This window comes from Amycolatopsis sp. NBC_00355, from assembly GCF_036104975.1.
Classification (GTDB): domain Bacteria; phylum Actinomycetota; class Actinomycetes; order Mycobacteriales; family Pseudonocardiaceae; genus Amycolatopsis.
In genome coordinates, this window is sequence record NZ_CP107982.1 from 5,900,111 (window position 1) to 5,921,697 (window position 21,587).

The 21,587-nt window shown below is 71.3% G+C and carries 23 protein-coding genes and 2 riboswitches; of the genes, 12 read left to right on the top strand and 11 right to left on the bottom strand.

All coding sequences use genetic code 11. From position 1 onward, the window contains the following. Positions 1–32 precede the first annotated feature (32 nt). A riboswitch (TPP riboswitch) is annotated at positions 33–157 on the top strand. Both thiC and thiD (OHS18_RS26400) read left to right on the top strand, forming a co-directional pair. Beyond that, on the top strand, positions 151–1,785 hold the full coding sequence (thiC, locus tag OHS18_RS26395) for a phosphomethylpyrimidine synthase ThiC (RefSeq protein ID WP_328612743.1): 1,635 nt from the start codon (positions 151–153) through the stop codon (positions 1,783–1,785). (Overlaps the previous riboswitch by 7 nt.) After that, entirely contained in the window at positions 1,782–2,582 is an 801-nt protein-coding gene (thiD, locus tag OHS18_RS26400; RefSeq protein ID WP_328612744.1) for a bifunctional hydroxymethylpyrimidine kinase/phosphomethylpyrimidine kinase, read from the top strand. Before thiC ends, thiD (OHS18_RS26400) begins: the two co-directional genes overlap by 4 nt. A gap of 54 nt (positions 2,583–2,636) precedes the next feature. On the opposite strand, the gene OHS18_RS26405 is transcribed toward thiD (OHS18_RS26400), so the two are convergent. Continuing rightward, on the bottom strand, positions 2,637–3,032 hold the full coding sequence (locus OHS18_RS26405; protein WP_328448160.1) for a winged helix-turn-helix transcriptional regulator: 396 nt from the start codon (positions 3,030–3,032) through the stop codon (positions 2,637–2,639). A gap of 91 nt (positions 3,033–3,123) precedes the next feature. Between OHS18_RS26405 and OHS18_RS26410 the strand changes: the two genes are divergently transcribed. After that, positions 3,124–4,047, top strand: a complete 924-nt coding sequence (locus OHS18_RS26410) for an NADP-dependent oxidoreductase (protein ID WP_328612745.1) — start codon at positions 3,124–3,126, stop codon at positions 4,045–4,047. On the opposite strand, the gene OHS18_RS26415 is transcribed toward OHS18_RS26410, so the two are convergent. Continuing rightward, the gene (locus OHS18_RS26415; RefSeq protein ID WP_328612746.1) at positions 4,044–5,054 is read right to left on the bottom strand and encodes a phosphatidylinositol-specific phospholipase C domain-containing protein; all 1,011 of its coding nucleotides are present in this window, start codon (positions 5,052–5,054) and stop codon (positions 4,044–4,046) included. The genes OHS18_RS26410 and OHS18_RS26415 overlap by 4 nt on opposite strands. A 211-nt stretch (positions 5,055–5,265) precedes the next feature. Between OHS18_RS26415 and thiD (OHS18_RS26420) the strand changes: the two genes are divergently transcribed. Together thiD (OHS18_RS26420) and OHS18_RS26425 are read left to right on the top strand one after the other, a co-directional pair. Beyond that, positions 5,266–6,093, top strand: a complete 828-nt coding sequence (gene thiD / locus OHS18_RS26420; protein ID WP_328612747.1) for a bifunctional hydroxymethylpyrimidine kinase/phosphomethylpyrimidine kinase — start codon at positions 5,266–5,268, stop codon at positions 6,091–6,093. Between the two features lie 59 nt (positions 6,094–6,152). Continuing rightward, the gene (locus OHS18_RS26425; protein WP_328612748.1) at positions 6,153–6,959 is read left to right on the top strand and encodes an ion transporter; all 807 of its coding nucleotides are present in this window, start codon (positions 6,153–6,155) and stop codon (positions 6,957–6,959) included. On the opposite strand, the gene OHS18_RS26430 is transcribed toward OHS18_RS26425, so the two are convergent. After that, entirely contained in the window at positions 6,956–7,795 is an 840-nt protein-coding gene (locus tag OHS18_RS26430; protein ID WP_328612749.1) for an NAD(P)H-binding protein, read from the bottom strand. The genes OHS18_RS26425 and OHS18_RS26430 overlap by 4 nt on opposite strands. Before the next feature lie 92 nt (positions 7,796–7,887). Here OHS18_RS26430 and OHS18_RS26435 point away from each other — a divergent pair, with 92 nt between their 5' ends. Beyond that, on the top strand, positions 7,888–8,253 hold the full coding sequence (locus OHS18_RS26435) for a winged helix-turn-helix transcriptional regulator (protein WP_328448149.1): 366 nt from the start codon (positions 7,888–7,890) through the stop codon (positions 8,251–8,253). Here OHS18_RS26435 and OHS18_RS26440 read toward each other — a convergent pair. The 4 genes from OHS18_RS26440 to thiO form a co-directional block, all read right to left on the bottom strand. After that, the gene (locus tag OHS18_RS26440) at positions 8,250–8,681 is read right to left on the bottom strand and encodes a MarR family winged helix-turn-helix transcriptional regulator (RefSeq protein WP_328448147.1); all 432 of its coding nucleotides are present in this window, start codon (positions 8,679–8,681) and stop codon (positions 8,250–8,252) included. The genes OHS18_RS26435 and OHS18_RS26440 overlap by 4 nt on opposite strands. Before the next feature lie 96 nt (positions 8,682–8,777). Beyond that, positions 8,778–9,536 carry a thiazole synthase gene (locus tag OHS18_RS26445; RefSeq protein WP_328618584.1) on the bottom strand — a complete coding sequence of 253 codons (759 nt, stop codon included), beginning with the start codon at positions 9,534–9,536 and terminating at the stop codon, positions 8,778–8,780. Positions 9,537–9,546: 10 nt separating this feature from the next. Continuing rightward, positions 9,547–9,747, bottom strand: a complete 201-nt coding sequence (thiS, locus tag OHS18_RS26450) for a sulfur carrier protein ThiS (protein WP_328448145.1) — start codon at positions 9,745–9,747, stop codon at positions 9,547–9,549. Beyond that, the gene (gene thiO / locus OHS18_RS26455) at positions 9,747–10,823 is read right to left on the bottom strand and encodes a glycine oxidase ThiO (protein WP_328612750.1); all 1,077 of its coding nucleotides are present in this window, start codon (positions 10,821–10,823) and stop codon (positions 9,747–9,749) included. The genes thiS and thiO overlap by 1 nt, the downstream gene beginning before the upstream one ends. Beyond that, positions 10,817–10,922, bottom strand: a riboswitch (TPP riboswitch). It overlaps the preceding gene by 7 nt. Positions 10,923–11,033: 111 nt before the next feature. Between thiO and thiE the strand changes: the two genes are divergently transcribed. Continuing rightward, a complete protein-coding gene (thiE, locus tag OHS18_RS26460; RefSeq protein ID WP_328612751.1) occupies positions 11,034–11,693 on the top strand; it encodes a thiamine phosphate synthase in 660 nt (219 codons plus the stop codon). A gap of 62 nt (positions 11,694–11,755) precedes the next feature. Here the strand turns inward: thiE and OHS18_RS26465 are convergent, their stop codons facing one another. Beyond that, complete coding sequence (locus OHS18_RS26465) at positions 11,756–12,487, bottom strand: hypothetical protein (RefSeq protein WP_328612752.1); 732 nt, start codon at positions 12,485–12,487, stop codon at positions 11,756–11,758. A gap of 146 nt (positions 12,488–12,633) precedes the next feature. On the opposite strand from OHS18_RS26465, the gene OHS18_RS26470 reads away from it, so the two are divergent. Then, the gene (locus tag OHS18_RS26470; RefSeq protein WP_328612753.1) at positions 12,634–13,581 is read left to right on the top strand and encodes a threonine ammonia-lyase; all 948 of its coding nucleotides are present in this window, start codon (positions 12,634–12,636) and stop codon (positions 13,579–13,581) included. Positions 13,582–13,591: 10 nt separating this feature from the next. Here OHS18_RS26470 and OHS18_RS26475 read toward each other — a convergent pair whose 3' ends face one another. Together OHS18_RS26475 and OHS18_RS26480 are read right to left on the bottom strand one after the other, a co-directional pair. After that, on the bottom strand, positions 13,592–15,106 hold the full coding sequence (locus OHS18_RS26475; RefSeq protein WP_328612754.1) for an MFS transporter: 1,515 nt from the start codon (positions 15,104–15,106) through the stop codon (positions 13,592–13,594). A 43-nt stretch (positions 15,107–15,149) separates the two neighbouring features. Beyond that, the gene (locus OHS18_RS26480; RefSeq protein WP_247058618.1) at positions 15,150–15,905 is read right to left on the bottom strand and encodes a GntR family transcriptional regulator; all 756 of its coding nucleotides are present in this window, start codon (positions 15,903–15,905) and stop codon (positions 15,150–15,152) included. A 148-nt stretch (positions 15,906–16,053) separates the two neighbouring features. Here OHS18_RS26480 and OHS18_RS26485 point away from each other — a divergent pair, with 148 nt between their 5' ends. Then, the gene (locus OHS18_RS26485) at positions 16,054–17,100 is read left to right on the top strand and encodes an SIS domain-containing protein (RefSeq protein WP_328612755.1); all 1,047 of its coding nucleotides are present in this window, start codon (positions 16,054–16,056) and stop codon (positions 17,098–17,100) included. Further along, positions 17,097–18,059, top strand: a complete 963-nt coding sequence (locus tag OHS18_RS26490) for an N-acetylglucosamine kinase (protein WP_328612756.1) — start codon at positions 17,097–17,099, stop codon at positions 18,057–18,059. Before OHS18_RS26485 ends, OHS18_RS26490 begins: the two co-directional genes overlap by 4 nt. 101 nt (positions 18,060–18,160) lie before the next feature. Here the strand turns inward: OHS18_RS26490 and OHS18_RS26495 are convergent, their stop codons facing one another. Continuing rightward, positions 18,161–18,838: a DUF3159 domain-containing protein gene (locus tag OHS18_RS26495; RefSeq protein ID WP_328612757.1), complete on the bottom strand. Its 678-nt coding sequence runs from the start codon at positions 18,836–18,838 to the stop codon at positions 18,161–18,163. 279 nt (positions 18,839–19,117) lie between these two features. On the opposite strand from OHS18_RS26495, the gene OHS18_RS26500 reads away from it, so the two are divergent. Beyond that, the gene (locus OHS18_RS26500; protein WP_328448131.1) at positions 19,118–19,933 is read left to right on the top strand and encodes an SGNH/GDSL hydrolase family protein; all 816 of its coding nucleotides are present in this window, start codon (positions 19,118–19,120) and stop codon (positions 19,931–19,933) included. A 911-nt stretch (positions 19,934–20,844) separates the two neighbouring features. Continuing rightward, a complete protein-coding gene (locus OHS18_RS26505) occupies positions 20,845–21,582 on the top strand; it encodes an OmpA family protein (RefSeq protein WP_328612758.1) in 738 nt (245 codons plus the stop codon). The last annotated feature ends 5 nt before the right edge of the window (positions 21,583–21,587 follow it).

Genomic DNA, 21,587 nt, shown 5'->3' on the forward strand with positions numbered 1-21,587 from the left:
TGGCGCCCCGGCGTGGCATGGTCGGTGGCACAACACCACAACGCGGGAGCTCGCGCCATGGCGGGCTGAGAGGGTGACTGGGGATTTGTCCCGGGTGTCACCGACCGCATGAACCTGACCGGGTAATGCCGGCGTAGGGAGTGAAAGTCGTTGACCACCTTGGAGAACAAGGACGTCTCCGTCACGACCGGTCCGATCACCGGTTCGCACAAGGTCTACCACCAGACCGAATCCGGACTCCGCGTTCCGGCCCGCCGGATCGACCTCTCGAACGGCGAACACTTCGACGTCTACGACACTTCGGGCCCGTACACCGACCCTGAAGCGAACATCGACGTCCACAGTGGACTGCACCGGCTGCGGGCCGGCTGGGCCGACGGCCGGGAGCACAACACGCAGCTCGGCTGGGCCAAACAAGGCGTCGTCACCAGGGAAATGGAGTACATCGCCGCGCGGGAACGGGTTTCGCCGGAGTTCGTGCGCGACGAGGTCGCGAGCGGCCGCGCGGTGATCCCGGTCAACCGGCGCCACCCCGAGTCCGAACCGATGATCATCGGCAAGAACTTCCTGGTGAAGATCAACGCCAACATGGGCAACTCGGCCGTCTGGTCCTCGGTCGAGGAAGAGGTCGACAAGATGGTGTGGGCCACCCGCTGGGGTGCCGACACGATCATGGACCTGTCCACCGGCAAGCGGATCCACGAGACGCGCGAGTGGATCATCCGCAACTCGCCGGTGCCCGTCGGTACCGTGCCGATCTACCAGGCGCTGGAAAAGGTCGACGGGGAACCGGAAAAGCTGTCGTGGGAGGTCTACCGCGACACCATCGTCGAGCAGTGCGAGCAGGGTGTCGACTACGTCACGGTGCACGCCGGCGTGCTGCTGCGCTACATCCCGCTGACCGCGCGGCGCGTCACCGGCATCGTCAGCCGGGGTGGCTCGATCATGGCCGCGTGGTGCCTCGCGCACCACCAGGAGTCCTTCCTGTACACGCACTTCGAGGAACTCTGCGAGCTGCTGCGGCAGTACGACGTCACGTTCTCCCTCGGCGACGGCCTGCGTCCGGGCTCGATCGCGGACGCCAACGACCGCGCGCAGTTCGCCGAGCTGGAAACGCTCGGTGAGCTGACGCACCTCGCGCGCTCGCACGACGTCCAGGTGATGATCGAGGGCCCCGGCCACGTGCCGATGCACAAGATCAAGGAAAACGTCGAGCTGGAGGAACGGCTCTGCGGCGAGGCGCCGTTCTACACCCTCGGTCCACTCACGACGGACATCGCGCCGGCGTACGACCACATCACCTCGGCCATCGGCGCGGCGCAGATCGGCTGGTACGGCACGGCGATGCTGTGTTACGTCACGCCGAAGGAGCACCTCGGCCTGCCGAACCGCGACGACGTCAAGACCGGCGTGATCACGTACAAGATCGCCGCGCACGCCGCCGACCTGGCCAAGGGGCACCAGTACGCGCAGGAGTGGGACGACGAGCTGTCCAAGGCCCGCTTCGAGTTCCGCTGGAACGACCAGTTCAACCTGTCCCTCGACCCGGACACCGCACGCGCGTTCCACGACGAGACGCTGCCCGCCGAGCCGGCCAAGACCGCGCACTTCTGCTCGATGTGCGGCCCGAAGTTCTGCTCGATGCGGATCACGCAGGACGTCCGCAAGTACGCCGAGGAGCACGGTCTGTCCACTGTGGAGGCCATCGAGGCCGGCATGGCTTCGAAGTCGGCGGAGTTCACCGAGTCCGGCGGCCAGGTCTACCTGCCCGTGGTGCAACCGTGACTCCGCCCACCGCCCTCACCATCGCCGGATCCGACTCCGGCGGTGGTGCGGGCATCCAGGCGGACCTGCGCACGTTTTTCGCCCACGGCGTGCACGGCCTGGTCGCGCTGACGGCCGTCACCGTGCAGAATTCCTTGGGCGTGCAGGGTTTCACCGAGATCCCGGCCGACGTCGTCGCCGCGCAGATCAAGGCGGTGGCGTCCGACATGGGCGTCAACGCGGCCAAGACGGGCATGCTGGCCACGGCGGAGATCATCCGCGCGGTGGCCAAGACCCTGGACGAAGTCGGCGGGGACACCCCCCTGGTGGTCGACCCGGTGGCGGCGTCGATGACGGGCCACGCGCTCCTGCGCGAGGACGCCCTGGAGGCGATCCGCACGGAACTGTTCCCGCGCGCGACGCTGATCACGCCGAACCTGGACGAGGTCCGCCTGCTGACGGGCATCGCCGTCACGGACGCGGCGTCCCAGCGAGACGCGGCGGAGGCGTTGCTGGCCTTCGGTTCGCGGTGGGTCCTGGTCAAGGGCGGCCACATGACGGGCCGCACCTGCGTGGACCTGCTGACTGATGGCAGCGCGTACGTCTCGCTGAGCGGCCCCCGCTACGACACGGAGAACACCCACGGCGGCGGCGACACGATGGCGTCGGCGATCACGGCGTCGCTGGCGAAGGGCGCCTCGGTGCCGGACGCGGTGGCGGCGGGGAAGAAGTTCATCGAGAGGTGCGTGGCGGAGTCCTACCCGCTCGGCGCGGGCGTGGGCCCGGTGTCGCCGTTCTGGGTGCTCGGGTCCTCGTGAGTGTTCAGGGCGGTTCTAACCGCCCTGAACACTCACGACCAAGCTGCGGCAACCTCACCTGACCGGCTGCAGCTCCCGGCCGTCGTAGGACTCGCGGGCCGAGCGGATGCGGCCGAAGTTGGCCTGGGACCAGGCGCTCAGCGCCACCAGGTGCGCGCCGACCTCGGCGCCCATCTCCGTGAGTGCGTACTCCACCGTCGGCGGGGTCGTCGGGTAGACCGTGCGCGTCAGGAATCCGTCGCGTTCCAGCTGGCGGAGGTTCTGGGTCAGCATCTTCTGGCTTATGCCGTCGACCGCGCGGCGCAGCTCGCCGAAGCGGTGCGGGCCGCGGGCCAGGGCGCCCAGGACCAGGGCCGTCCACTTGTTGGCCAGCAGGTCCAGTACGTCGCGGCAGGGACAGCTGCGAAGGTAGACGTCCCAGGGTCCGTCCTGGTCGCAGGTGGTTTCCATCGGGTACCTACTTTACGAAGAAGTGCCTTCTGGCGAAAAGTGCCTACCCGTCCGAGTATAGGAGCCGACCCCGGAACGAAGGAGCGAACAGATGCGCATCGTGACCCAGCAGGCACTCGGCGGGCCGGAGGTGCTGACCGTCACCGAAGCGGCTCGGCCGGTACCCGGGCCCACGGAGGTCCTGGTGCGCGTGCACGCCGCCGGGATCAACCCGGTCGACTGGAAGGTGCGCGCCGGCGGCGGGTTCCTCGGCGAACCGCCGTTCACCGTCGGCTGGGACGTCGCCGGCGTCGTCGAGGAGACCGGCTTCGGCGCCACCGGCGTCCGGCAGGGTGACGAAGTCCTCGGCATGCCCTGGTTCCCCCGCCCGGCCAGCGCCTACGCGGAGTACGTCACCGCGCCCTCGCGCCACTTCGTGCGCAAGCCCGCCGGGCTCTCGTTCGCCGAGGCCGCCGCGCTGCCGCTGGCCGGGCTGACCGCCTGGCAGGGCCTGGTCGACGTCGCGAACGTCCACAGCGGACAGCGGGTGTTCGTCGACGCCGCCGCGGGCGGGGTCGGGCACCTCGCCGTCCAGATCGCCAAGGCGCATGGCGCGTACGTCATCGGCACGGCCAGCGCGGGCAAGCACGACCTGCTGCGCGAACTCGGCGTCGACGAGCCGATCGACTACCACGACGCCGGTGCGACGGCGTCCGATGTGGACGTCTACTTCGGACTGGTCGGCGAGGACAGCGACCTGCGCTGGCTCCCCGCGATCAAGGAGGGCGGGCTGCTGATCGGCGTGCCCAGCGGCGTCGGCGACCGGGTCGAAAAGGCGGCCGCCGAACGGAAAGTGCGCACGGAAGGGATTCTCGTGGAACCCGACCGCGGCGGGCTGACCGGCCTCGTCGAGCTGATCGAGGCCGGTCAGCTGAAGGTCCGCGTCGAGCAGACCTTCCCGCTGGAAGACCTGGCGAAGGCGCACGAGCTGGGTGAGTCCGGCCGGGTGTCCGGGAAGCTCGTGCTGACCGTCTAACCCCTGGCGAGCACCTGGGGCAGCACCGTCGTGAGCCCGGTCCAGTCCGACGTGATCACCGACGCGTGCTGCTTCGCCAGGTCGGCGACGCGCTGGTTGGCCTGCTCGACCGTCGGGTTGTGGGCGTCGATGGCCGGCGCGACGTTCTGGCCGTCGGTCATCACGACGTAGTAGTGGTTGGTGTCGTACCACCCCGGCCCGGTCTGGGTGACCCACGCGTTCGCGTCGCCGTCGAAGACCACGAACCACGGCTTGAGGTCGGCGGTGTACTTGTCCCGCGGGTCACCGCCGGCCGCGCCGTGCACGGTCGGGAAGATGTAGGCGTCGCCGATCCGGCCGGCGTTCTTGAGCCCGACCAGGTAGCGGCCGTACTCGACGTCCGTCTTCAGCGTGTCGGTCGGGTTCTGCTCCTCCACCGTGCCCGGGATGATCTCGGTGATCACCCGGCCCCGCAGCGCGTCCACGGACGGCCAGTTGTCCGCCTTGGCCGCGTCGTCGAGTGTGCCGTAACTGCCGAGCAGCTCACCCGGGCGGAAGGCGACGCTGCCGAGGTGCGCGCGGAACGTGGCGTCCAGCTCGTCCGGGCCCATGCCGGTGTTGTCCGAGAAGCCGGTCTTCATCTCCAGCTTGAGCGTGAGCGGCGTGTGGCCCGGGTGGGCGGCGAGCCAGATCCGGATGTCGTCGAGGCAGTACTCCAGGTTCTTGTTCTTCCCGCCGGTGTACAGCTGCGCCGCCGACGTCGCCGCGACGCAGTTGTTGCTGTTCCCCAACGGGTTCGAGTGGCTGACCTTCCACTCGTGGGTGAAGAAGTCCGGCCAGACGTCGAGCTCGATCAGCGACGAGCCGGCGTCGAGCGCCCTGGCCAGGTAGTCGTAGGCCGCCGGGTCGTACGTGTTGTGCACGCCGACCGTCGTGACGTGGGAGAGCTTCGGGCCGTCCGCGTTGGCGGCGGTCGCCCCGGAGAACGTGAGAGCGGCCGTGAGGAGTACCACCGAGAAGAGCTTCATCCAGGCTCCTTCGCCCGTACAGTGCCGATAGTTACCAATCCGACAGCAGCCACGGCGGAAACCGGCGCCTCGTGCAGACCGGCTGCGGACCGTATCCGCCTACTTCCTGCCGGATTGGTAACTGGTGAGTAGCCCACACAATGTGCCACCGTGGTGGCCTGTTGATGAAGCAAAAGCGGCCGATTGGCCTAGACCAGAAGTCGGGAAGAGAATGACCACGAGCCCGCCCACCGCGTTGACCATCGCCGGTTCGGACTCCGGCGGCGCCGCCGGTCTGCAAGCGGATCTGCGCACGTTCCTGACCTGCGGCGTCCACGGCCTGGTCGCGGTCACCGCCGTCACGGTGCAGAACACCCTCGGCGTGCACGACCGCGCGGACCTGCCGCCGCACATCGTGGCCGGGCAGATCGAGGCCGTCGCGGCGGACATGGGGGTCGGCGCGGCCAAGACGGGCATGCTGGCGTCCGCGGAGATCATCAACGCCGTCGCGGCCGCGTGCGACAAGGCGGAGATCGGCCGCGACGAGAAGATCCCGTTCGTCGTCGACCCGGTCGCGGCCTCGATGCACGGCCATCCGCTGTTCGACAACGCCGGCCTGCACGCCCTGCGCGACGAGCTGCTGCCGCGCGCGACGGTGCTCACCCCGAACCTCGACGAGGTCCGCCTGCTGACCGGGATGACCGTGAAGGACCGCGAGGGCATGCACACCGCGGCGGTGGTGCTCCACCGGATGGGCCCGCGCTACGTCCTGGTCAAGAGCGGTCACCTGCAGGCCGACCCGGAGTGCGTCGACCTGCTCTTCGACGGCTCGACGTTCGTCGAGCTGCCGGGCGAGCGCTACCCGACCCAGCACACGCACGGCGCGGGCGACACGATGGCGTCGGCGCTGACCGCGGGCCTGGCGAAGGGCATGTCGGTGGTCGAGGCGGCGCGCTACGGCAAGTGGTTCGTGTCCCAGGCGGTCGAGCACGCCTACCCGATGGGCGCCAAGGTCGGCCCGGTCTCGGCCTTCTGGCGGCTGGCACCCGAACAGCGCTGAGTACCCGCCCGGTTACCCTTTCCTCGTTTACTGATCCTTGACCACAACGGGGGACGGCCTTGACCGGGCGTGAACGGGTGGCGATGTTCCTCGAGGACCGCCGCTTCCAGAACTTCATCATCGCGGTGATCGTGTTCAACGCGGTCACCCTCGGCATGGAGACGTCGACGTCGCTGATCGACGGCTACGGCGGCCTCCTGCACACCCTCGACCACATCGCGCTCGGCATCTTCGTCACCGAGCTGCTGGCGAAGTTCTACGCCTACCGCGGCGCGTTCTTCCGGGACAACTGGAACGTCTTCGACCTGCTGGTCGTCGGCATCGCGGTGATCCCGGCGACCGGGCCGTTCGCCGTGCTGCGGTCGTTGCGCGTGCTCCGGGTGCTGCGGCTGATCTCCGTCGTGCCGTCGATGCGGAAGGTCGTCTCCGGGCTGCTCGCGGCGATCCCCGGCATGGCGTCGATCGCCGCGCTGCTCGGGCTGATCATCTTCGTCGCGGGCGTGATGGCCACCAAGCTGTTCGGCGTCATCTCGCCGGAGAACTTCGGCGACCTCGGGACGTCGTTGTTCACGTTGTTCCAGGTGATGACCGGCGAGGCGTGGCCGGACATCGCGAAGGAGATCATGCGGCAGGCGCCGATGGCCTGGATCTTCTTCGTCGTCTACATCCTCGTCTCCAGCTTCGCGGTGCTGAACCTCTTCATCGCCGTCGTGGTCAGCGGCATGGAAGACGAGCTGCGGCAGGACATCCGCGAGGAGGAGGCCAAACAGGCCGCCACCCAGGCCGAAGCGAACCGCGAGATCCTCGAAGAGCTCCGCGCCGTGCGCGCGGAGCTCGCCGAGCTGCGGCGGGAGAACGCCGCTTAGCGGAACGCCGCGATGTTGCGGGCCACCCAGTCGGCGAACGAGCGCGGGGCCCGGCCGAGCACCCGCTCGACGTCCGGGCTGACGCGCAGCTCGGCCGGGCTCGGGGAGCCGAGGATGTCCAGGGTGTCGTCGGCGAGCTCGCCCGGCATGCTCCGGGCCATGCCGGCCTTGGCTTCGGCGCGGGTGAGCTCGTGGAACCGCACCGGCGAGCCCAGCGCGTCGGCGATGGCCGCCGTCTGCCCGCGCGGCGTGATCACCGCCGGCCCGGTCAGCTCGTACACCGCGCCGGTGTGCCGGTCGTCCAGCAGACCGGCCGCGGCGACCTCGGCGATGTCCGCCGGGTCGACGACCGGCACCCCGATGTCGCCGAAGGGCGCGGCGACGACCTGCCGCGCGCGGACGGATTCGGCCCACCACAAGGCGTTGGAGGCGAAACCGCCCGGCCGCAGAATGGTCCAGTCCAGACCGGACTCCCGCAGCGCGTCCTCCAGGGCGCGCATCGCGACCCGCGTCGTGCCGAAGGGCCTGGTCGCCACGCCCAGCGTGGACAGCAGCACGACCCGGCGGACTCCGGCGGCTGCGGCCTGGGCGAGGACGTCGGCCGGGTGGGCGCCGGCGGCGTGCAGGTCGCCGGACAGCAGCAGGAACAACGCCTTCGCCCCGGCCAGCGCCGGTTCCAGGCCGGCGGGCTCGGCCAGGTCGGCCACCACGTGGCGGACGCCGTCCGGCACCACCGCGGCGTGCCGTGACACCGCCGTCACCTGCTGACCCGCCGCGGCCAGCGCCTCCGTCAACGGCCGGCCGATGTTCCCGGTAGCCCCGGTCACCACGATCATGCTCTGCTCCTTCGTCCGATGTCCTCTGTGCTCAGGACGCTAGGAGCCGGGCTAACTTTTGGTAAGGACATACCTGCGGGTAAGCTCCTTACGTGACCGGAGGCGCGCAGATCACCCAGGGCGAGGCCAAGCCGCGGTATGAGGTGTTTCACACCGGCTGCGCCGCGCGCGAGGTGGTCGACCACGTCACCAGCCGGTGGGGCATCTGGGTGCTGATCTCCTTGCAGAGCAACGACCTCAGGTTCTTCGAGCTGCGCGAAAGCATCGAAGGCATCAGCGAGAAGATGCTCGCCCAGTCCCTGCGGGCACTGGTCCGGGACGGCCTGATCTGGCGGCGGGTCGAGCCGACCACGCCGCCCCAGGTCACCTACGGGCTGACCGAGTTCGGCCGCGAGGTCGGCGAGCCGCTGGAAGAGCTCTTCGACCGGATCACCCGGCGGCTGCCACCGCCCGCTTAGCGGTCTTCGTCGGCGATCAGCGCTTCGAGCGCCGGGAGCGCTGTCGTCAGGGCCTCACGGTGCTCGGGCGACAACCTGTCCAGCCGCCGGTTCAGCTCCTGGACGCGCGTCGACCGGACGCCGGATACGAGCCGCTCGCCCTCTTCGGTGGCCTTCGCCAGCCACGCCCGCCGGTCGACCGGGTCGGACTCGCGCACGACGTACCCGGCCTCGACCAGCGACGCGATGATCCGCGACATGGTCGCCGCCGCGACCCCCTCCTTGGCCGCGAGGTCACCGAGCCGCAGCTGGCCGGCGTGGACCAGCGTCGCGAGCGCCGAGATCGCGCCGTGCCCGGGGCCCGGCACACCGGCCTGGCGCAGTGACCGGGACAGCCGGCCCACGGCGAGGTACAACCTGCCCGAGGTGTCCTGAACCGATGTGGTCACGGCTGGCTCCTTCTGCCCTCACCCGGGCGCGGGTGCGCCGGAAAGTTCCGTCTACCTTACGGGTTCGCGGTGAAGGTCCGGTGTTGCGACCGGGATTCAGCGCGGCGGGCTCGACGCCTGCGCCCAGAAGCGCTGCGGCACCCGCCCGGCGCCCCGGGCCAGCCGCCCGGCGACGACGGCCGACCGCATCGCCGCGGCCATCCGCTCGGGATCACTGGCCCGGGTGACCGCGGTGGACAGCAGGACGGCGTCACAGCCGAGCTCCATCGCCAGCGTGGCGTCCGACGCGGTGCCGATTCCGGCGTCGAGGATCACCGGCACGCCCGCCCGCGAAACGATCAGCTCGATGTTGTGCGGATTCCGGATCCCGAGGCCGGTGCCGATCGGCGCGCCCAGCGGCATCACGGCCGCGCAGCCGGCCTCCTCCAGGCGCAGCGCGAGCACCGGGTCGTCGTTCGTGTAGGCGAACACGGTGAACCCGTCGGCGGCCAGCTGCCCGGCCGCGTCGAGGGTTTCCACGGGGTCCGGGAGCAGCGTCCGGTCGTCCGCGTGGACTTCGAGCTTGATCAGATCGGTACCGAGGGCCTCGCGCGCCAGCCGCGCGGTGAGCACGGCTTCGGCGGCCGTGCGGCAGCCCGCGGTGTTCGGCAGCAGCTCGATCCCGAGGCGCCGGAGCAGTTCCAGCACGCCGGAGCCGCCTTCGGCGTCGGCGCGGCGCATCGCGACGGTGGTCAGCTCGGTGCCGGACGCGACCAGCGCGCGTTCGAGCACGGCGAGGTTCGCCGCGCCGCCGGTGCCGATGATCAGCCGTGACGACAGCTTGTGCGTGCCGATGACCAGCGGTTCTTCGTCCACTTCAGCCACTTCAGCCTCCCTGGACGGCGGTGAGCACGTCGAGCGCCGCGCCCTTGGGCACGGTGGTGGTGGCCCAGTCGCCACGCCGGACGACGACACCGTCGACCGCGACGGCGATCCCGGGCCGTTGCCCGCCGGCGGCGTCGAGGACGTCGGCGACGGTCGCGTCGTCCGGGAACTCCGTCCACCGGCCGTTGAGCTTGATCTCCATCACACGTGCTCCTTCTGGTGCAAGCGAGCGGGCGAAGCCGCTTCGACGCCTTCGGGCGGCTTCGCGCCTTCGAGCCAGGCGACCACGGCGTCCGCGGTCACGGGGGCCAGCAGCAGGCCGTTGCGGTGGTGCCCGGTCGCGGCGTAGACGCCGTCGTCCAGGACACCGAGGTACGGCAGCGCGTCGCGGCTGCCGGCGCGCAGGCCCGCGGCCGTCTCGGCCAGCTCGTACTCGGTGATCGCGGGGAAAACGCACTCGGCGCCCTCGATCAGCTCGCGGACGCCGCGCGCGGTGACGGCCCGGTCGAAGCCCGCTTCGTACTGCGTCGCGCCGAGGACGAGCTCCTGGTCACCGCGCGGAACGAGGTAGATCGGCCGGCCTTCGACGACGGCCCGGACGGTGCGCGTCGGCGGCGGCAGGCAGCCGCGGCGGGGTTTCAGGCGGAGGATCTCGCCCTTGAGCGGGCGGACGGCGTCGGCGAGCTGGGGGTGCAGCCGCCCGGTCCAGGCGCCGGCGGCGAGCACGACGGCGTCGGCGTCCGGGGTCGTTTCGACGCGTTCGCGGACGAACCGGACTTGGTGGTTGACGCAAGCCGCGTAGAGCGCGTTGAGCAGTTTCCGGTTGTCCACAGCCAGGTCACCGGGCACGTGGAGTCCACTTCGGACGGACCCGACGCCGGGTTCGAGCCGCTTGGCCTCGCGCCCGGTCAGGCGTTCGGCCGCGCGGCCGAGGGAGTGCAGGTAGCCGGCGAGGATGTCGAGGTGGCCGGCGTCGGCGCTGTCGAAGGCGACGACCAGCGTCCCGTGCTCGGCCAAGCCGGGATCGACGCCCTCTCGGCCGAGGTCGTGGGCGAAGCCGGGCCAGCGGCGCAGGGACTCTTCGCCGAGGGCGAGGACGTCTTCCTCGCCCGGCCAGGCCTCGGTGACGGGGGCGAGCATCCCGCCGGCCAGCCAGGACGCGCCGCCGCGCACGGGTTCGGGGTCGTAAACGGTGACCGCGTGGCCGTTCGCGGCCGCGCGCCACGCCGCGGACAGGCCGATCACGCCGGCGCCGACCACGGCCAAGGTGTTCGTCATGGGATCACGCTCCCTGCGCCGGCATGACCCGGATCAGGTTCCACGGTCGGAGCGGCAGCTCCCTCTCAGCCCGTGCCTCGGGCTCCCGTGCGGACTCGTTCACCCTACTGCGCCCGTCGTTACCAGTCCAACCACAGTCACGGCCGGATGGCTTTCCGGGACAACGGCACGCACCGCTCGGGGGCCGGCCCGCCGGGTACGGTCGCCGCTATGCCCGCCCTCTCCGGTGACAAGATCCGCGCCCGGCTCGACGCCGCGCGCCTGTACCTGTGCACGGACGCCCGAACGGCCCGTGGCGACCTGGCGTCCTTCGCGGACGCGGCGTTGTCCGGCGGCGTCGACATCATCCAGCTGCGCGACAAGACGGGCGCCTTGGAAGCCGCGGGCGAGATCGCGGCGCTGGAGGTGCTGGCGGAGGCGTGCGCCCGCCACGGCGCGCTGCTGTCGGTGAACGACCGGGCGGACGTCGCCCTGGCGGTCGGCGCGGACGTGCTGCACCTGGGCCAGGACGACATCCCGGTCCCCCTGGCCCGCCGCATCCTCGGCAACGACGTGGTGATCGGCCGTTCGACGCACTCTGTTGACCAGGCTTCCGCCGTGGCTTCCGAACCGGGGGTGGACTACTTCTGCACGGGCCCGTGCTGGCCCACCCCGACCAAGCCGGGCCGCTCGGCACCAGGCCTGGACCTGGTCCGTTCGACGTCGGCCGCCGCGCCTTCACGGCCGTGGTTCGCCATCGGCGGCATCGACGTCCCGCGGCTGCCGGAGGTCCTGGCGGCCGGGGCTTCCCGGATCGTGGTGGTCCGGGCGATCACGGAGGCGGAGGACCCCGCCGCCGCGGCTCGCGAACTGCGGTCCCACCTGGTCTGACACCGAAGTCCGTGAAGGACTCCTTACCGGCTCTTATGGCCGGTAAGGAGTCCTTCACGGCTTTACGGGGTCGGGGTGGACGCCGCGCCCTGGCTGGTCGGGGGTGCCGCCGAGGTGGTCGGCTTCTGGGAGGTCGTGCTCGGCGTTGTCGGGGTTGTGGTCGGCGTGTCCGACGAGGTCGTCGGCGGGGTGTTCGACTGCGTCGTCGTCGACGACGTGTCCGTCGGTGAGTCCTGGGTGTCGTTCGTCGAGGTCGAGGGCGTCGTCGACGGGGCCGGGGTCGAGGGGCCCGAGCCGCTGCCGAAGATCTTGCCGATGCCCGCTCCCGTGCCGCCCGCTACCTTGCCGCCCGTGGCCGCGTCCACGCTGACCATCGCCAGGATTGCCACCGCGAACGCCACCACGCTCGTGCCGATGATCAGCGGCCAGCGCAGCTTGCGCAGGCGGCCCGGTTCGTCCTCCGCGGGCAGGTCGTCCGGCCGTTTCAACTGGACCGTGGGCTGCTCGGCCAGCGGGACCTCGGCACCGCCGCGACGGCGGATCCCCGACGTCGCCAGCTGCCGGGCCTTCACCGCGGCCGCGCGGGTGCGCTGCAGCGAGCGCAGGTACACCTCGCCGCCGACCGTGGTGATCACGCTCGCCACGCCCGCGCCGGCCACCGTGCCCGCCACGCCGAGCGTCGAGCCCAGCAGCGCCGCGGTCACCGCCGCGAGCGCCGCCGCCATCACCTGCGCGATGCGCAGGCCGGACTTTGCTTCCTTCGTTTCGGAAGTCGCTGCGTTCTCCTTGCTCATGATCCCGATCCGGTAGTAAGTCTTCTCCCCTGTCCAACGTGTAAGGCGCGCGGGAAACTCCCCGCGTTGCCACGGCGTGAGGAGCGCCACGTTGACTGTCCACTATGGACAGTGTAAATCGAACGGTTTCTTGACATACTCGGCAGATGGAACTGGTGACGATCTCTGACATCGAGGCCGCCGCGAAGCGCGTCGAAGGTGTCGCCGTACGCACGCCGCTGTTGCTCCAAACGTGGGACCCGCGCGGGTCCCTGTGGCTGAAACCCGAGAGCCTGCAACCGATCGGCGCGTTCAAGGTGCGCGGCGCGTTCAACGCGATCGGCACCCTCGACGACGCGACGCGCGCCCGCGGTGTCATCGCCTACTCGAGCGGAAACCACGCGCAAGCCGTCGCGTACGCCGCGCGGCGGTACGGCGTGCCCGCGGTGATCGTGGTGCCGGACGTCGCGCCGCGGATCAAGGTCGAGGCGACCCGCTCGTACGGCGCCGAGGTGATCGAGGTGCCCATCGGCGAACACGAGGCCAAAGCGCACGAACTGGCCGCCGAACGCGGGCTGACCCTCGTCCCGCCCTACGACGACGCGGCGATCATCGCCGGACAGGGCACCGCGGGCCTGGAGATCGCCGAAGACCTGCCGGACGTCGACGTCGTGCTGGTGCCGGTGAGCGGCGGCGGGCTCGCGGCCGGCGTGGGCACGGCGCTCAAGGCCCGCTGCCCGCGGGCGAAGGTCATCGGCGTCGAGCCCGCGCTGGCCGGCGACGCCACCGAGGGGCTGCGGCTGGGCCGTCAGGTCGACTGGCCGATGGCCGACCGCGCCCGCACGATCGCCGACGGCCTGCGCGCGCAGCCGTCCGAGCTGACCTTCGCGCACCTCACGAAGGTCGTCGACGCCATGGTGACGGTCACCGAGGACGAGATCCGCGACGCCGTCCGGACGCTTGCGCACAAGGCCCGCCTGGTCGCCGAGCCCAGCGGCGCGGTGACGACGGCGGCGTACCTGCACCACGCGGCCGGGCTGCCCACCGGCCGCACGGTGGCGATCGTCTCCGGCGGCAACGTCGACCCGGCGCTGTTCGCGGAGATCCTGGCCTGACCGGGCCCGGTCAGGTGGAGACGCCGCCGCGGACGTGCGTCGGCGGGCCCTCGACGCCGCAGTGGAAGCATTCGCCCAGGTGGGGCGACTCGTCCGCGGCCGGAGGCGCGGGAGTCGGCGGCGCCAGCACGCCGTTGTGGATGCCGAGCGCGATCAGCCCGCCCGCGATGGCCAGGACCGCGCAGATGATCAGCGCCGTCCGCCAGCCCGCGGTCAGCGCGACCGGGTCGGTGTACGCCTCGCCGGTCAGCCCGGCCGCGGCGGGCAGCACCGCCACCGCCAGCAGACCGCCGGAGCGGGCGATCGCGTTGTTGACACCCGACGCGACGCCGGCGTAGCGATCCGGGGCCGCGGCGAGCACCGTCGCGGTCACCGGGGCCACGACCGTCGCCAGGCCCAGCCCGAACACGACGACCGCGGGCAGCACGGCCCCGAGGTAGGACGCGCCGGGCGCGATGCGCAGCATCAGCAGCATCCCGATGCCGACGACGATCGGCCCGACCACCAGCTGCGTCCGCGGGCCGATGCGCTGCGCGAGCGCGCCCGAGCGGCCCGAGAGCAGCAGCATGATCACCGTGAGCGGCAGCCCGGCCAGGCCGGCCGCGGTCGGCGAGTAGCCGAGCGAGACCTGCAGCTGCATGACCAGCAGCATCAGCACGCCGCCGAGCGCCGCGTACATGGCGAAGGTCAGCGCGTTGGACAGGGTGAACGTCCGGTCGCGGAACAGCGACGGCGGCACCAGCGGCTCCCGCGAGCGGTGCTGGACGAACACGAACGCCGCCAGTCCCGCGATCCCCAGCACGCCCGCGACCAGCACGATCGGGTCGCCGATGCCGCGTCCCGGCGCCTCCACCAGCGCGCCGGTGATCCCGGCGAGGCCGACCGCGCCGAGCGCCGCGGCGCCGAAGTCCGGGTGCCCGGTCGCTTCCTCGTCCCGCGACTCGGGCACGAACTTCCGCGCCATGAACACGACGGCGACCGCGATCGGCACGTTGATCAGGAACGCCAGCCGCCACGACCACAGCTGCACGAGCAGCCCGCCGAGCAGCGGCCCGGCGGCGGCCGCGATGCCGCCGAGGCCGGACCAGGCGCCGATCGCGCGGGCGCGCGCGTCGTGCGCGAAGGACGACTGGAGGATCGCCAGCGACCCGGGTGTCAGGAGCGCGCCGCCGATGCCCTGCAGGATGCGCGTCGCCACGAGCACCTCGGTCGAGTTCGCGGCGGCGCAGAGCCCGGACGCGACGCCGAACCAGACGACGCCGATGACGTACATGCGGCGCCGCCCGTACCGGTCGCCGAGCGAGCCGGCGACCAGGATCAGCGCGGCGAGCGCCAGCATGTAGCCGTCGAGGATCCACTGCAGCCCGGCGACGGACGCGCCCAGCTCGGTGCCGATGCGGGGCAGGGCGACGTTGACGATCGTGCCGTCGAGCATCGCCATGCCGGAGCCGAGGATGGTTGTCGCGAGCACGCCGCGCGCGGCGTGCGTCCCCCATCGGATCCCGGTGTCTTCGGTGGCTGTCACCAGCACACTCCACCGCGCGCGAAGACCCCCGTCAACCGAGCGCTTACGGCATCAGAGTCGTGACGAACTTGTAGCGGTCCCCCCGGTAGATCGCGCGGGCGAACTCCACCGGCTTGCCGTCGGTGGCGAACGAGTGCCGGGTCAGCATCAGCACCGGCATGCCGACGTCCGCCCCGAGCATCTCCGCTTCCTGCGGCCCGGCGAGCGACGTCTCGATCGTCTCCTCCGCGCGTTCCAGCTCGACGCCGTAGTGCTCACGCAGAACGGCGTACAACGACGCGCCCGCCGAGACGTGCTTGCGCAACCCGCGGAAGCGGCCCAGCGGCAGGTGGGTCGTCTCGAGCGCCATCGGCTGCGAGTCCGCCAGTCGAAGCCGTCGAAGGCGAAGAATTTTCGCACCCGTCCGGATTCCGAGCAGTTTCGCCAGATCGCCTTCGACCGGCAGCTCCTCGACTTCCAGGAGCTTGGACGACGGCTTCAGGCCCTGCTTGCGCATGTCCTCGGTGTAGGAGGACAACTGCAGCCGCTGCGCGAGCTTCGGCTCGGCCGCGAAAGTGCCTTTTCCCTGCACACGGTGCAGCCGGCCCTCGGCGGTGAGGTCGGCCAGCGCCTGGCGCACGGTGGTGCGGGAGACCGTGAACTCCCCGGCGAGCGCGCGTTCCGTCGGGATCGGCGACCCGGGCGGCAGCACGTCGAGCAGGTCCAGCAGGTGCTGTTTCAGTGCCCAGTACTTGGGCTCTCGCTGACCGCGCATCCCGGCGACGGCACCCGCCTCGCCCGCGGTGGTGGTGTCCAACATGCCCGACTCCCTATGTCTTCCCTCATAACACGCCACGTCCCCGTAAGAAACGTACCCTTTTCCCCAAACGCGCCGCCCCACTAAGATTGGTCTAGACCTGACCGACGCCGCCTGAGTCCGGTACATAATGCCGGAGGTGGAGAGGAAAATGATGACCGAACAACGGCCCGGCGAGCACATGGCCGCGGAGATCGCCCAGCAGCCGGACGTCTTGGCCGGACTGGTCGAGCGTCAGGCGGAAATCGCCGGGGTGGCGGAAAAGATCTCACAACGCCCCCCGCGCTTCGCTTTGCTCGCCGCGCGTGGATCGAGTGACCACGCAGCGTTGTATGCGAAGTACCTGATCGAGGTAATGCTCGGCCTTCCGGCTGGTCTTGTCTCCCCGTCCACGGCCACGCTGTACGGCGCGCGGCCCGATTTGCGGGACGTGCTGTTCGTCACGGTCAGCCAGAGTGGCGGCTCGCCTGACCTGATCGAGGTGACCGAGACGGCGCGGCGCCAGGGCGCGCTGACGGTGTCGGTCACCAACACGCCCGACTCGCCGCTGCGCGCGGCGTCGGAGCTCGGCATCGACATCGGCGCCGGGGTCGAGAAGGCCGTCGCCGCGACCAAGACGTACTCCGCCACGCTGATGGCGCTGTACCTGCTGATCGACGCGGTGCGCGGGGGCAAGGCGGCCGACGCCGAGAAGATCGGCGAGCTGGCCCAGCAGACCCTCGACGGCTCCGTCGAGGGCGTCCAGCGCGCGGTCGACCGGTACCGCTTCGTGGACCGCGTCCTCACCACCGGCCGCGGTTACTCCTACGCGTCCGCGCTCGAAGGCGCGCTCAAGCTCGCCGAGACCAGCTACCTCGCCGCCCGCGCGTACAGCGGCGCGGACCTGCTGCACGGCCCGGTCGCGGCGGTGAACGGCGAAACCGCCGTGCTCGCGGTGACCAGCGCCGGGCACGGCGGCCAGGCGATGCACGAGGTCCTCGAGGCCGTCGGCAAGCGCGGCGCGGACGTCCTCGCCGTCGGTTCGGCCGCCTCGGAGGTGCCCGCGGCGCTGCGCATCGACGTCGCGCCGACCGTCGAGGACCTGGCGCCGATCCTGGAGATCCTCCCGCTCCAGCGGATCGCCCTCGGTCTGTCGCTGGCCCGCGGCGGCGACCCGGACAGCCCGCGCGGCCTGCTGAAGGTGACCAAGACCCGGTGACCTTCGCGGTCGGTGTGGACGCCGGCGGCACGTCGACCAGGGCCGCCCTGGTCGACGCCGCCGGCGTCGTGCTGGGTACCGGGCGCGGCGGCGGCGCCAACCCCAACGCGCACGCGCCCGACGTCGCCGCCGGCCGGATCGCCGACGCGATCACCGCGGCCCTCGGCGGGCGCGACCCCGGCGAGGTGCGCGCGTGCGTCGTCGGCATGGCCGGGGTCAGCAAGCTGAGCGACCCGGCGATCGCGGCGGTCTTCGACGCGGCGTGGGCCCGGATCGGGCTCACCGGCGTCCGCGCGGTCGCCGACGCCGAAGTGGCGTACGCGTCCGCGACCGCCGCGCCGGACGGCACCGTGCTCGTCGCCGGCACGGGTTCGATCGCGGGCCGGATCCGGAAATGGCGGCTGGCCGGCACGGTGGGCGGCTACGGCTGGCTTCTCGGTGACGAGGGATCGGCGTTCTGGCTCGGCCGCGAGGCCGTCCGATCCACTTTGGAGGCACTCGGGCGCGGCCTGTCACTCGACGGCCTCCCCAGCGCGGTGCTCACCGAAGCGCTCGGACCGTCCGGTGTGGACGTCCGGACCGACGCCGGACGACTCGCCGCGTCCCGGGCGCTGATCACCAACGCCAACGCGGAAGCGCCGGTGCGGCTGGCCCGGTTCGCCCCCTTGGTGAGCGCGGCGCACGACGCCGGCGAGCCCGCGGCGGGCGAAATAGTGGCCCGCGGGGCCGGGCTCCTGGTCGCGAACGCCCTCGCCGCGCGCGAGCCCGGCGAGTCGACCCCGGTCGTCCTCGTCGGTTCCGTGCTCACCGGGAACAGCCCGATCGGGGCGCTCGTCCGGCGTGGATTGACCGGTCTCGAGGTGCTGACCAGCTCCGATGGGGTGCTCGGGGCGGCCTGGCTGGCCGCGGTGGACGCCTTCGGCGAAGGGGCCGCGAGACCCGCGCCCCTGCGAAAATGAGCAAAACGCGTCGTGAACGCGTCAAAACGTCGACTGAACCCGGGTAGTCCGGGTACCGTAGGCAGTGGCCCCCGGACCCTCCCCCCTCGCCGGGGGCCGCCTTATGTCCCGGGTACGTCGTCCGACCGGGTTTCGGGGGTCAGGCTTTCCGGGGCCAGGCGCAGGCCGGGATGCTCCGGGGGCAACGCGCGGTAGAGCACCCAGCCACTCACCGCGACGGTCAACGCGACCAGCGGCCACGACAGCACCGTGCGGGCCACGCCGAGCGCGATCACCTGGCCGGACCACCACAGCAGGCCGTAGACGACGACGCGCAGCACGTACTGGCCGAACACCCACACCCAGCTCGCCCGCGAGTACGCCTTGAGCAGCACCGGGTCGCGGCGCCAGCGCGTCTTCTGGCCGAGCACCAGGCCCACGACGACGCCGAGCAGCGGCCAGCGGACCACGATGCTGGCCGCCCAGAGCAGCGCGCTGGCCACATTGGACATCAGCTGCAGCAGGAAGAAGTCCTGGGCGCGGCCGGTGTGCAGGGCGATCAGCGCGGCCGCGACGACGGCGGCGAGGCTGACCACGATAGCGCGGATCCGGCCGCCGCGGACGTACCGGAAGATCCCGAGCGCGAGGGCGACCGCGATGGCGGCGCCGGCCCCCCAGGCGATGGACTGACCGGCCGCGAGCCAGCCCACGACGAAACCGGCCGGCGGGATGCTGGCGTCGAGCGCCCCTCGACGGCCGCCGAGGATCTGCGCGAGCGACTCGCGGGGTTGTTCGGACACGTGTCCAGCCTGCCGGATCGCGCCCGGAACGCCCTGGCCGGGGAGATCTTCGCCACATCGGGTGCCGGATTTAACTCCGAGTGTGCTGTTTCACGGCATACCGAAGGTGAAGACTGCGTAATACAGGAGCGCGGAAGGCCGACAAGATAAGACACTGTTACCGCCGGCTGAACCCGCGGTGGCGGTGGACGCATCGTGGGGGTGCGGCCCGATTCGTTAGTTGGGGTGTACAACTACATGTCGGGGTGGGTCGGTCGCAGGACGGGAAGGGGACCCAACGTGTACGGATTCGACAGCTATGTGGCGCTCGGTGACAGCTTCACCGAGGGGCTCAACGACGCGCTGCCGGACGGTTCGTTCCGGGGCTGGGCCGATCGGCTCGCCGAGATCCTGGCGGCCGGGCGGTCCGACTTCCGGTACGCGAACCTGTCCCTGCGGGGCAAGATGCTCGACGAGATCATGGACGAGCAGCTGCCGATCGCGCTCGAACTGAGGCCCGACCTGGTCACGCTCTGCGCCGGCGGCAACGACATCATCGTCCCGGGCGCCGACGTCGAGGCGGTCGTCGAACGCTTCGAGGAAGGCGTCGCGAAGCTGCGCGAGGCCGGCATCCCCGTGCTGATCTTCAACGGCCCCGACACCAAGGTCCTGTCGGTGATGTCGGTGCTGCGCGGCAAGGTGGCGATCTACAACACGCACCTGTGGGCGATCGCCGAGCGCTACGGCGCGCGCATGGTCGACCTCTGGACGATGGGCCCGCTGCACGACCGCCGAGCCTGGAGCGACGACCGCCTCCACTTCTCCCCGGAGGCCCACCGCCGCATCGCCATGAAGTCGGCCGAAGTCCTGGGCATCCCGGTGGACGGCGACTGGCGCGAGCCGTGGCCGTCGGAGGACACCCCGAGCCGCTGGATCGACTCGCGCCGATCGGACCTGGCGTGGACGAAGGTGCACCTGCTCCCCTGGATCCGCCGCCAGCTGCGCGGCGAGTCGATGGGCGACGGCCTGTCCCCGAAGCGGCCGCAGCTTTCACCGCTGGTGCCGCTGGAGGTCCTCGAGGCCGCGGAAAACACCCAGCAACAGCAGGCCAGCTGAGGCTTTTCGGCTCGCCCTCTGACTCCGGAGTGCCGTTAAGGGCACCTTGCGGGCATCTGGCGCCCGCAAGGTGGCCCTAACGGCACTTCAACGGGGGCTGCCTTCGGTCTCTGTGACGCGCTTGGCGTGGCACTCGCGCCTCCGGCGCTCGGCTCGGCTCGGCTCGGCTCGGCTCGGCTCGGCTCGGCTCGGCTCGGCTCGGCTCGGCTCGGCTCGGCTCGGCTCGGCTCGGCTCGGGGCCACCGAACCCGGGCAGCCGGCCCGCGCACACCAGCCGGAGCCGAGCCACACCTACGCGAGTCGCGAATCCCAGGAGATCCCGCACGTCGGCCACCTGCGCACACCCGCGAACCCAGCCCGCGGCAACACCGCCACGCCGCCCCCTGCGGCCACCGACCCAAGCTGCGACCCAGCCGAGCAGCGCCACCCGCGTGACCCCGAGCCACCACCCCGCCCGACTGCAACGCCAGAAACTCGAGGTCCACGGGTGGCACGGTTGTCCGGGCGCCAAGCGGTAATGCCGTGAAGGGCACCTTCAGGGACTCTAAGTCCCTGAAGGTGCCCTTCACGGCATTCGAAGTCGGTCCGTGGGCCACCAGATCAGCCAGGGTTCCGCGAGCCACAGATCTTCGCGCGAGCCGCAGATCTTCGCGCGGGCCACGGACGTCCCCGCTCACGTCGCCGCCAACCCACCTGAGCTGCGAGCACCGGCCCCCTGGTGACCCAACAGACATACCCCGCCACTCCCAAGGGGGGCCGCCCGTCTCCAGCGTAACGGGCAGGTCCGACGGAGAGTGCTCGAACGATCACCGGCGCGCGAGTTGTCCACATGTCGACCCGGCTGGGGACAAACTGTGGACGGGTGGCTCTCCCGGGTCGCCAAGCCGCGTCGCCCGGCTTACAGTCGCTTCATGTCCGGTGGGCGTCGCTGGATCCGGTTGGTCCCGATCGCGGTGCTGGTCACGGCACTGCTGGCGGGGGTCGTGACCTGGGCGCAGGCCGGGAGCATCCAGCGGGACCTCACCTCCAGGGCCCAGGACGCGCTCGTCGCCGCGGGGCTTCCGAAAGGTCAGGTCAGCTTCGACGGCCGGGACGCCACCCTCAGCGGCTTCCCGCCCGACAAGGCCCTCCGCGCCCTCGATGTCGTCCAGAACGTCGACGGCGTCCGGGCCGCGCAGATCTCCGGTGACGTGACCCCCGTGGCTTCGAGTCAACCGCCGCCGACCACGAAGCCGGCGACGCCGACCACTCCGAGCCCGCCTCCGACCACCACCACGACCGCGCCGCCGCCCACCGACAAGGCCGGGGTGCAAGCCGAGATCGATCGGCTGCTCGCCGAGGCGCCGATCACCTTCGTACCCGACACCGCGCGGCTCACCCCGGAAGGCGAGCAGGCAGCGCGGGGCGTCGGGATCGCGCTCGCCAAGTCGCCGTCCACTTTCCGGTACCGCGTCACCGGCCACGTCGCCCGTGGCCCCGGCGGCGAGAACGCCGCTTTGAAGCTCTCCCGGGACCGCGCCCGGGCCGTCGCGCGGATCCTCACGTCGAACGGGCTGACGGCCGGGCGCGTGACGTCGCGCGGGCTGGGCGACACCCGGCCCGCGGCCGGTGGCGACGAGGACCGGCGCGTCGAGATCACGGTCGTCTGAAGGGT

Coding starts and splice junctions, on each gene's coding strand:
- thiS (WP_328448145.1), bottom strand. CDS start 9,747: ATGGAGATCAAGCTCAACGGCCGGTGGACGGAGTTCCCGGACGACGCG.
- thiD (WP_328612747.1), top strand. CDS start 5,266: ATGACCACGAGCCCGCCCACCGCGTTGACCATCGCCGGTTCGGACTCC.
- OHS18_RS26480 (WP_247058618.1), bottom strand. CDS start 15,905: ATGTTGGACACCACCACCGCGGGCGAGGCGGGTGCCGTCGCCGGGATG.
- thiE (WP_328612751.1), top strand. CDS start 11,034: ATGCCCGCCCTCTCCGGTGACAAGATCCGCGCCCGGCTCGACGCCGCG.
- OHS18_RS26430 (WP_328612749.1), bottom strand. CDS start 7,795: ATGATCGTGGTGACCGGGGCTACCGGGAACATCGGCCGGCCGTTGACG.
- OHS18_RS26465 (WP_328612752.1), bottom strand. CDS start 12,487: ATGAGCAAGGAGAACGCAGCGACTTCCGAAACGAAGGAAGCAAAGTCC.
- OHS18_RS26470 (WP_328612753.1), top strand. CDS start 12,634: ATGGAACTGGTGACGATCTCTGACATCGAGGCCGCCGCGAAGCGCGTC.
- OHS18_RS26485 (WP_328612755.1), top strand. CDS start 16,054: ATGATGACCGAACAACGGCCCGGCGAGCACATGGCCGCGGAGATCGCC.
- OHS18_RS26410 (WP_328612745.1), top strand. CDS start 3,124: ATGCGCATCGTGACCCAGCAGGCACTCGGCGGGCCGGAGGTGCTGACC.
- OHS18_RS26415 (WP_328612746.1), bottom strand. CDS start 5,054: ATGAAGCTCTTCTCGGTGGTACTCCTCACGGCCGCTCTCACGTTCTCC.
- OHS18_RS26405 (WP_328448160.1), bottom strand. CDS start 3,032: ATGGAAACCACCTGCGACCAGGACGGACCCTGGGACGTCTACCTTCGC.
- thiO (WP_328612750.1), bottom strand. CDS start 10,823: ATGACGAACACCTTGGCCGTGGTCGGCGCCGGCGTGATCGGCCTGTCC.
- OHS18_RS26505 (WP_328612758.1), top strand. CDS start 20,845: ATGTCCGGTGGGCGTCGCTGGATCCGGTTGGTCCCGATCGCGGTGCTG.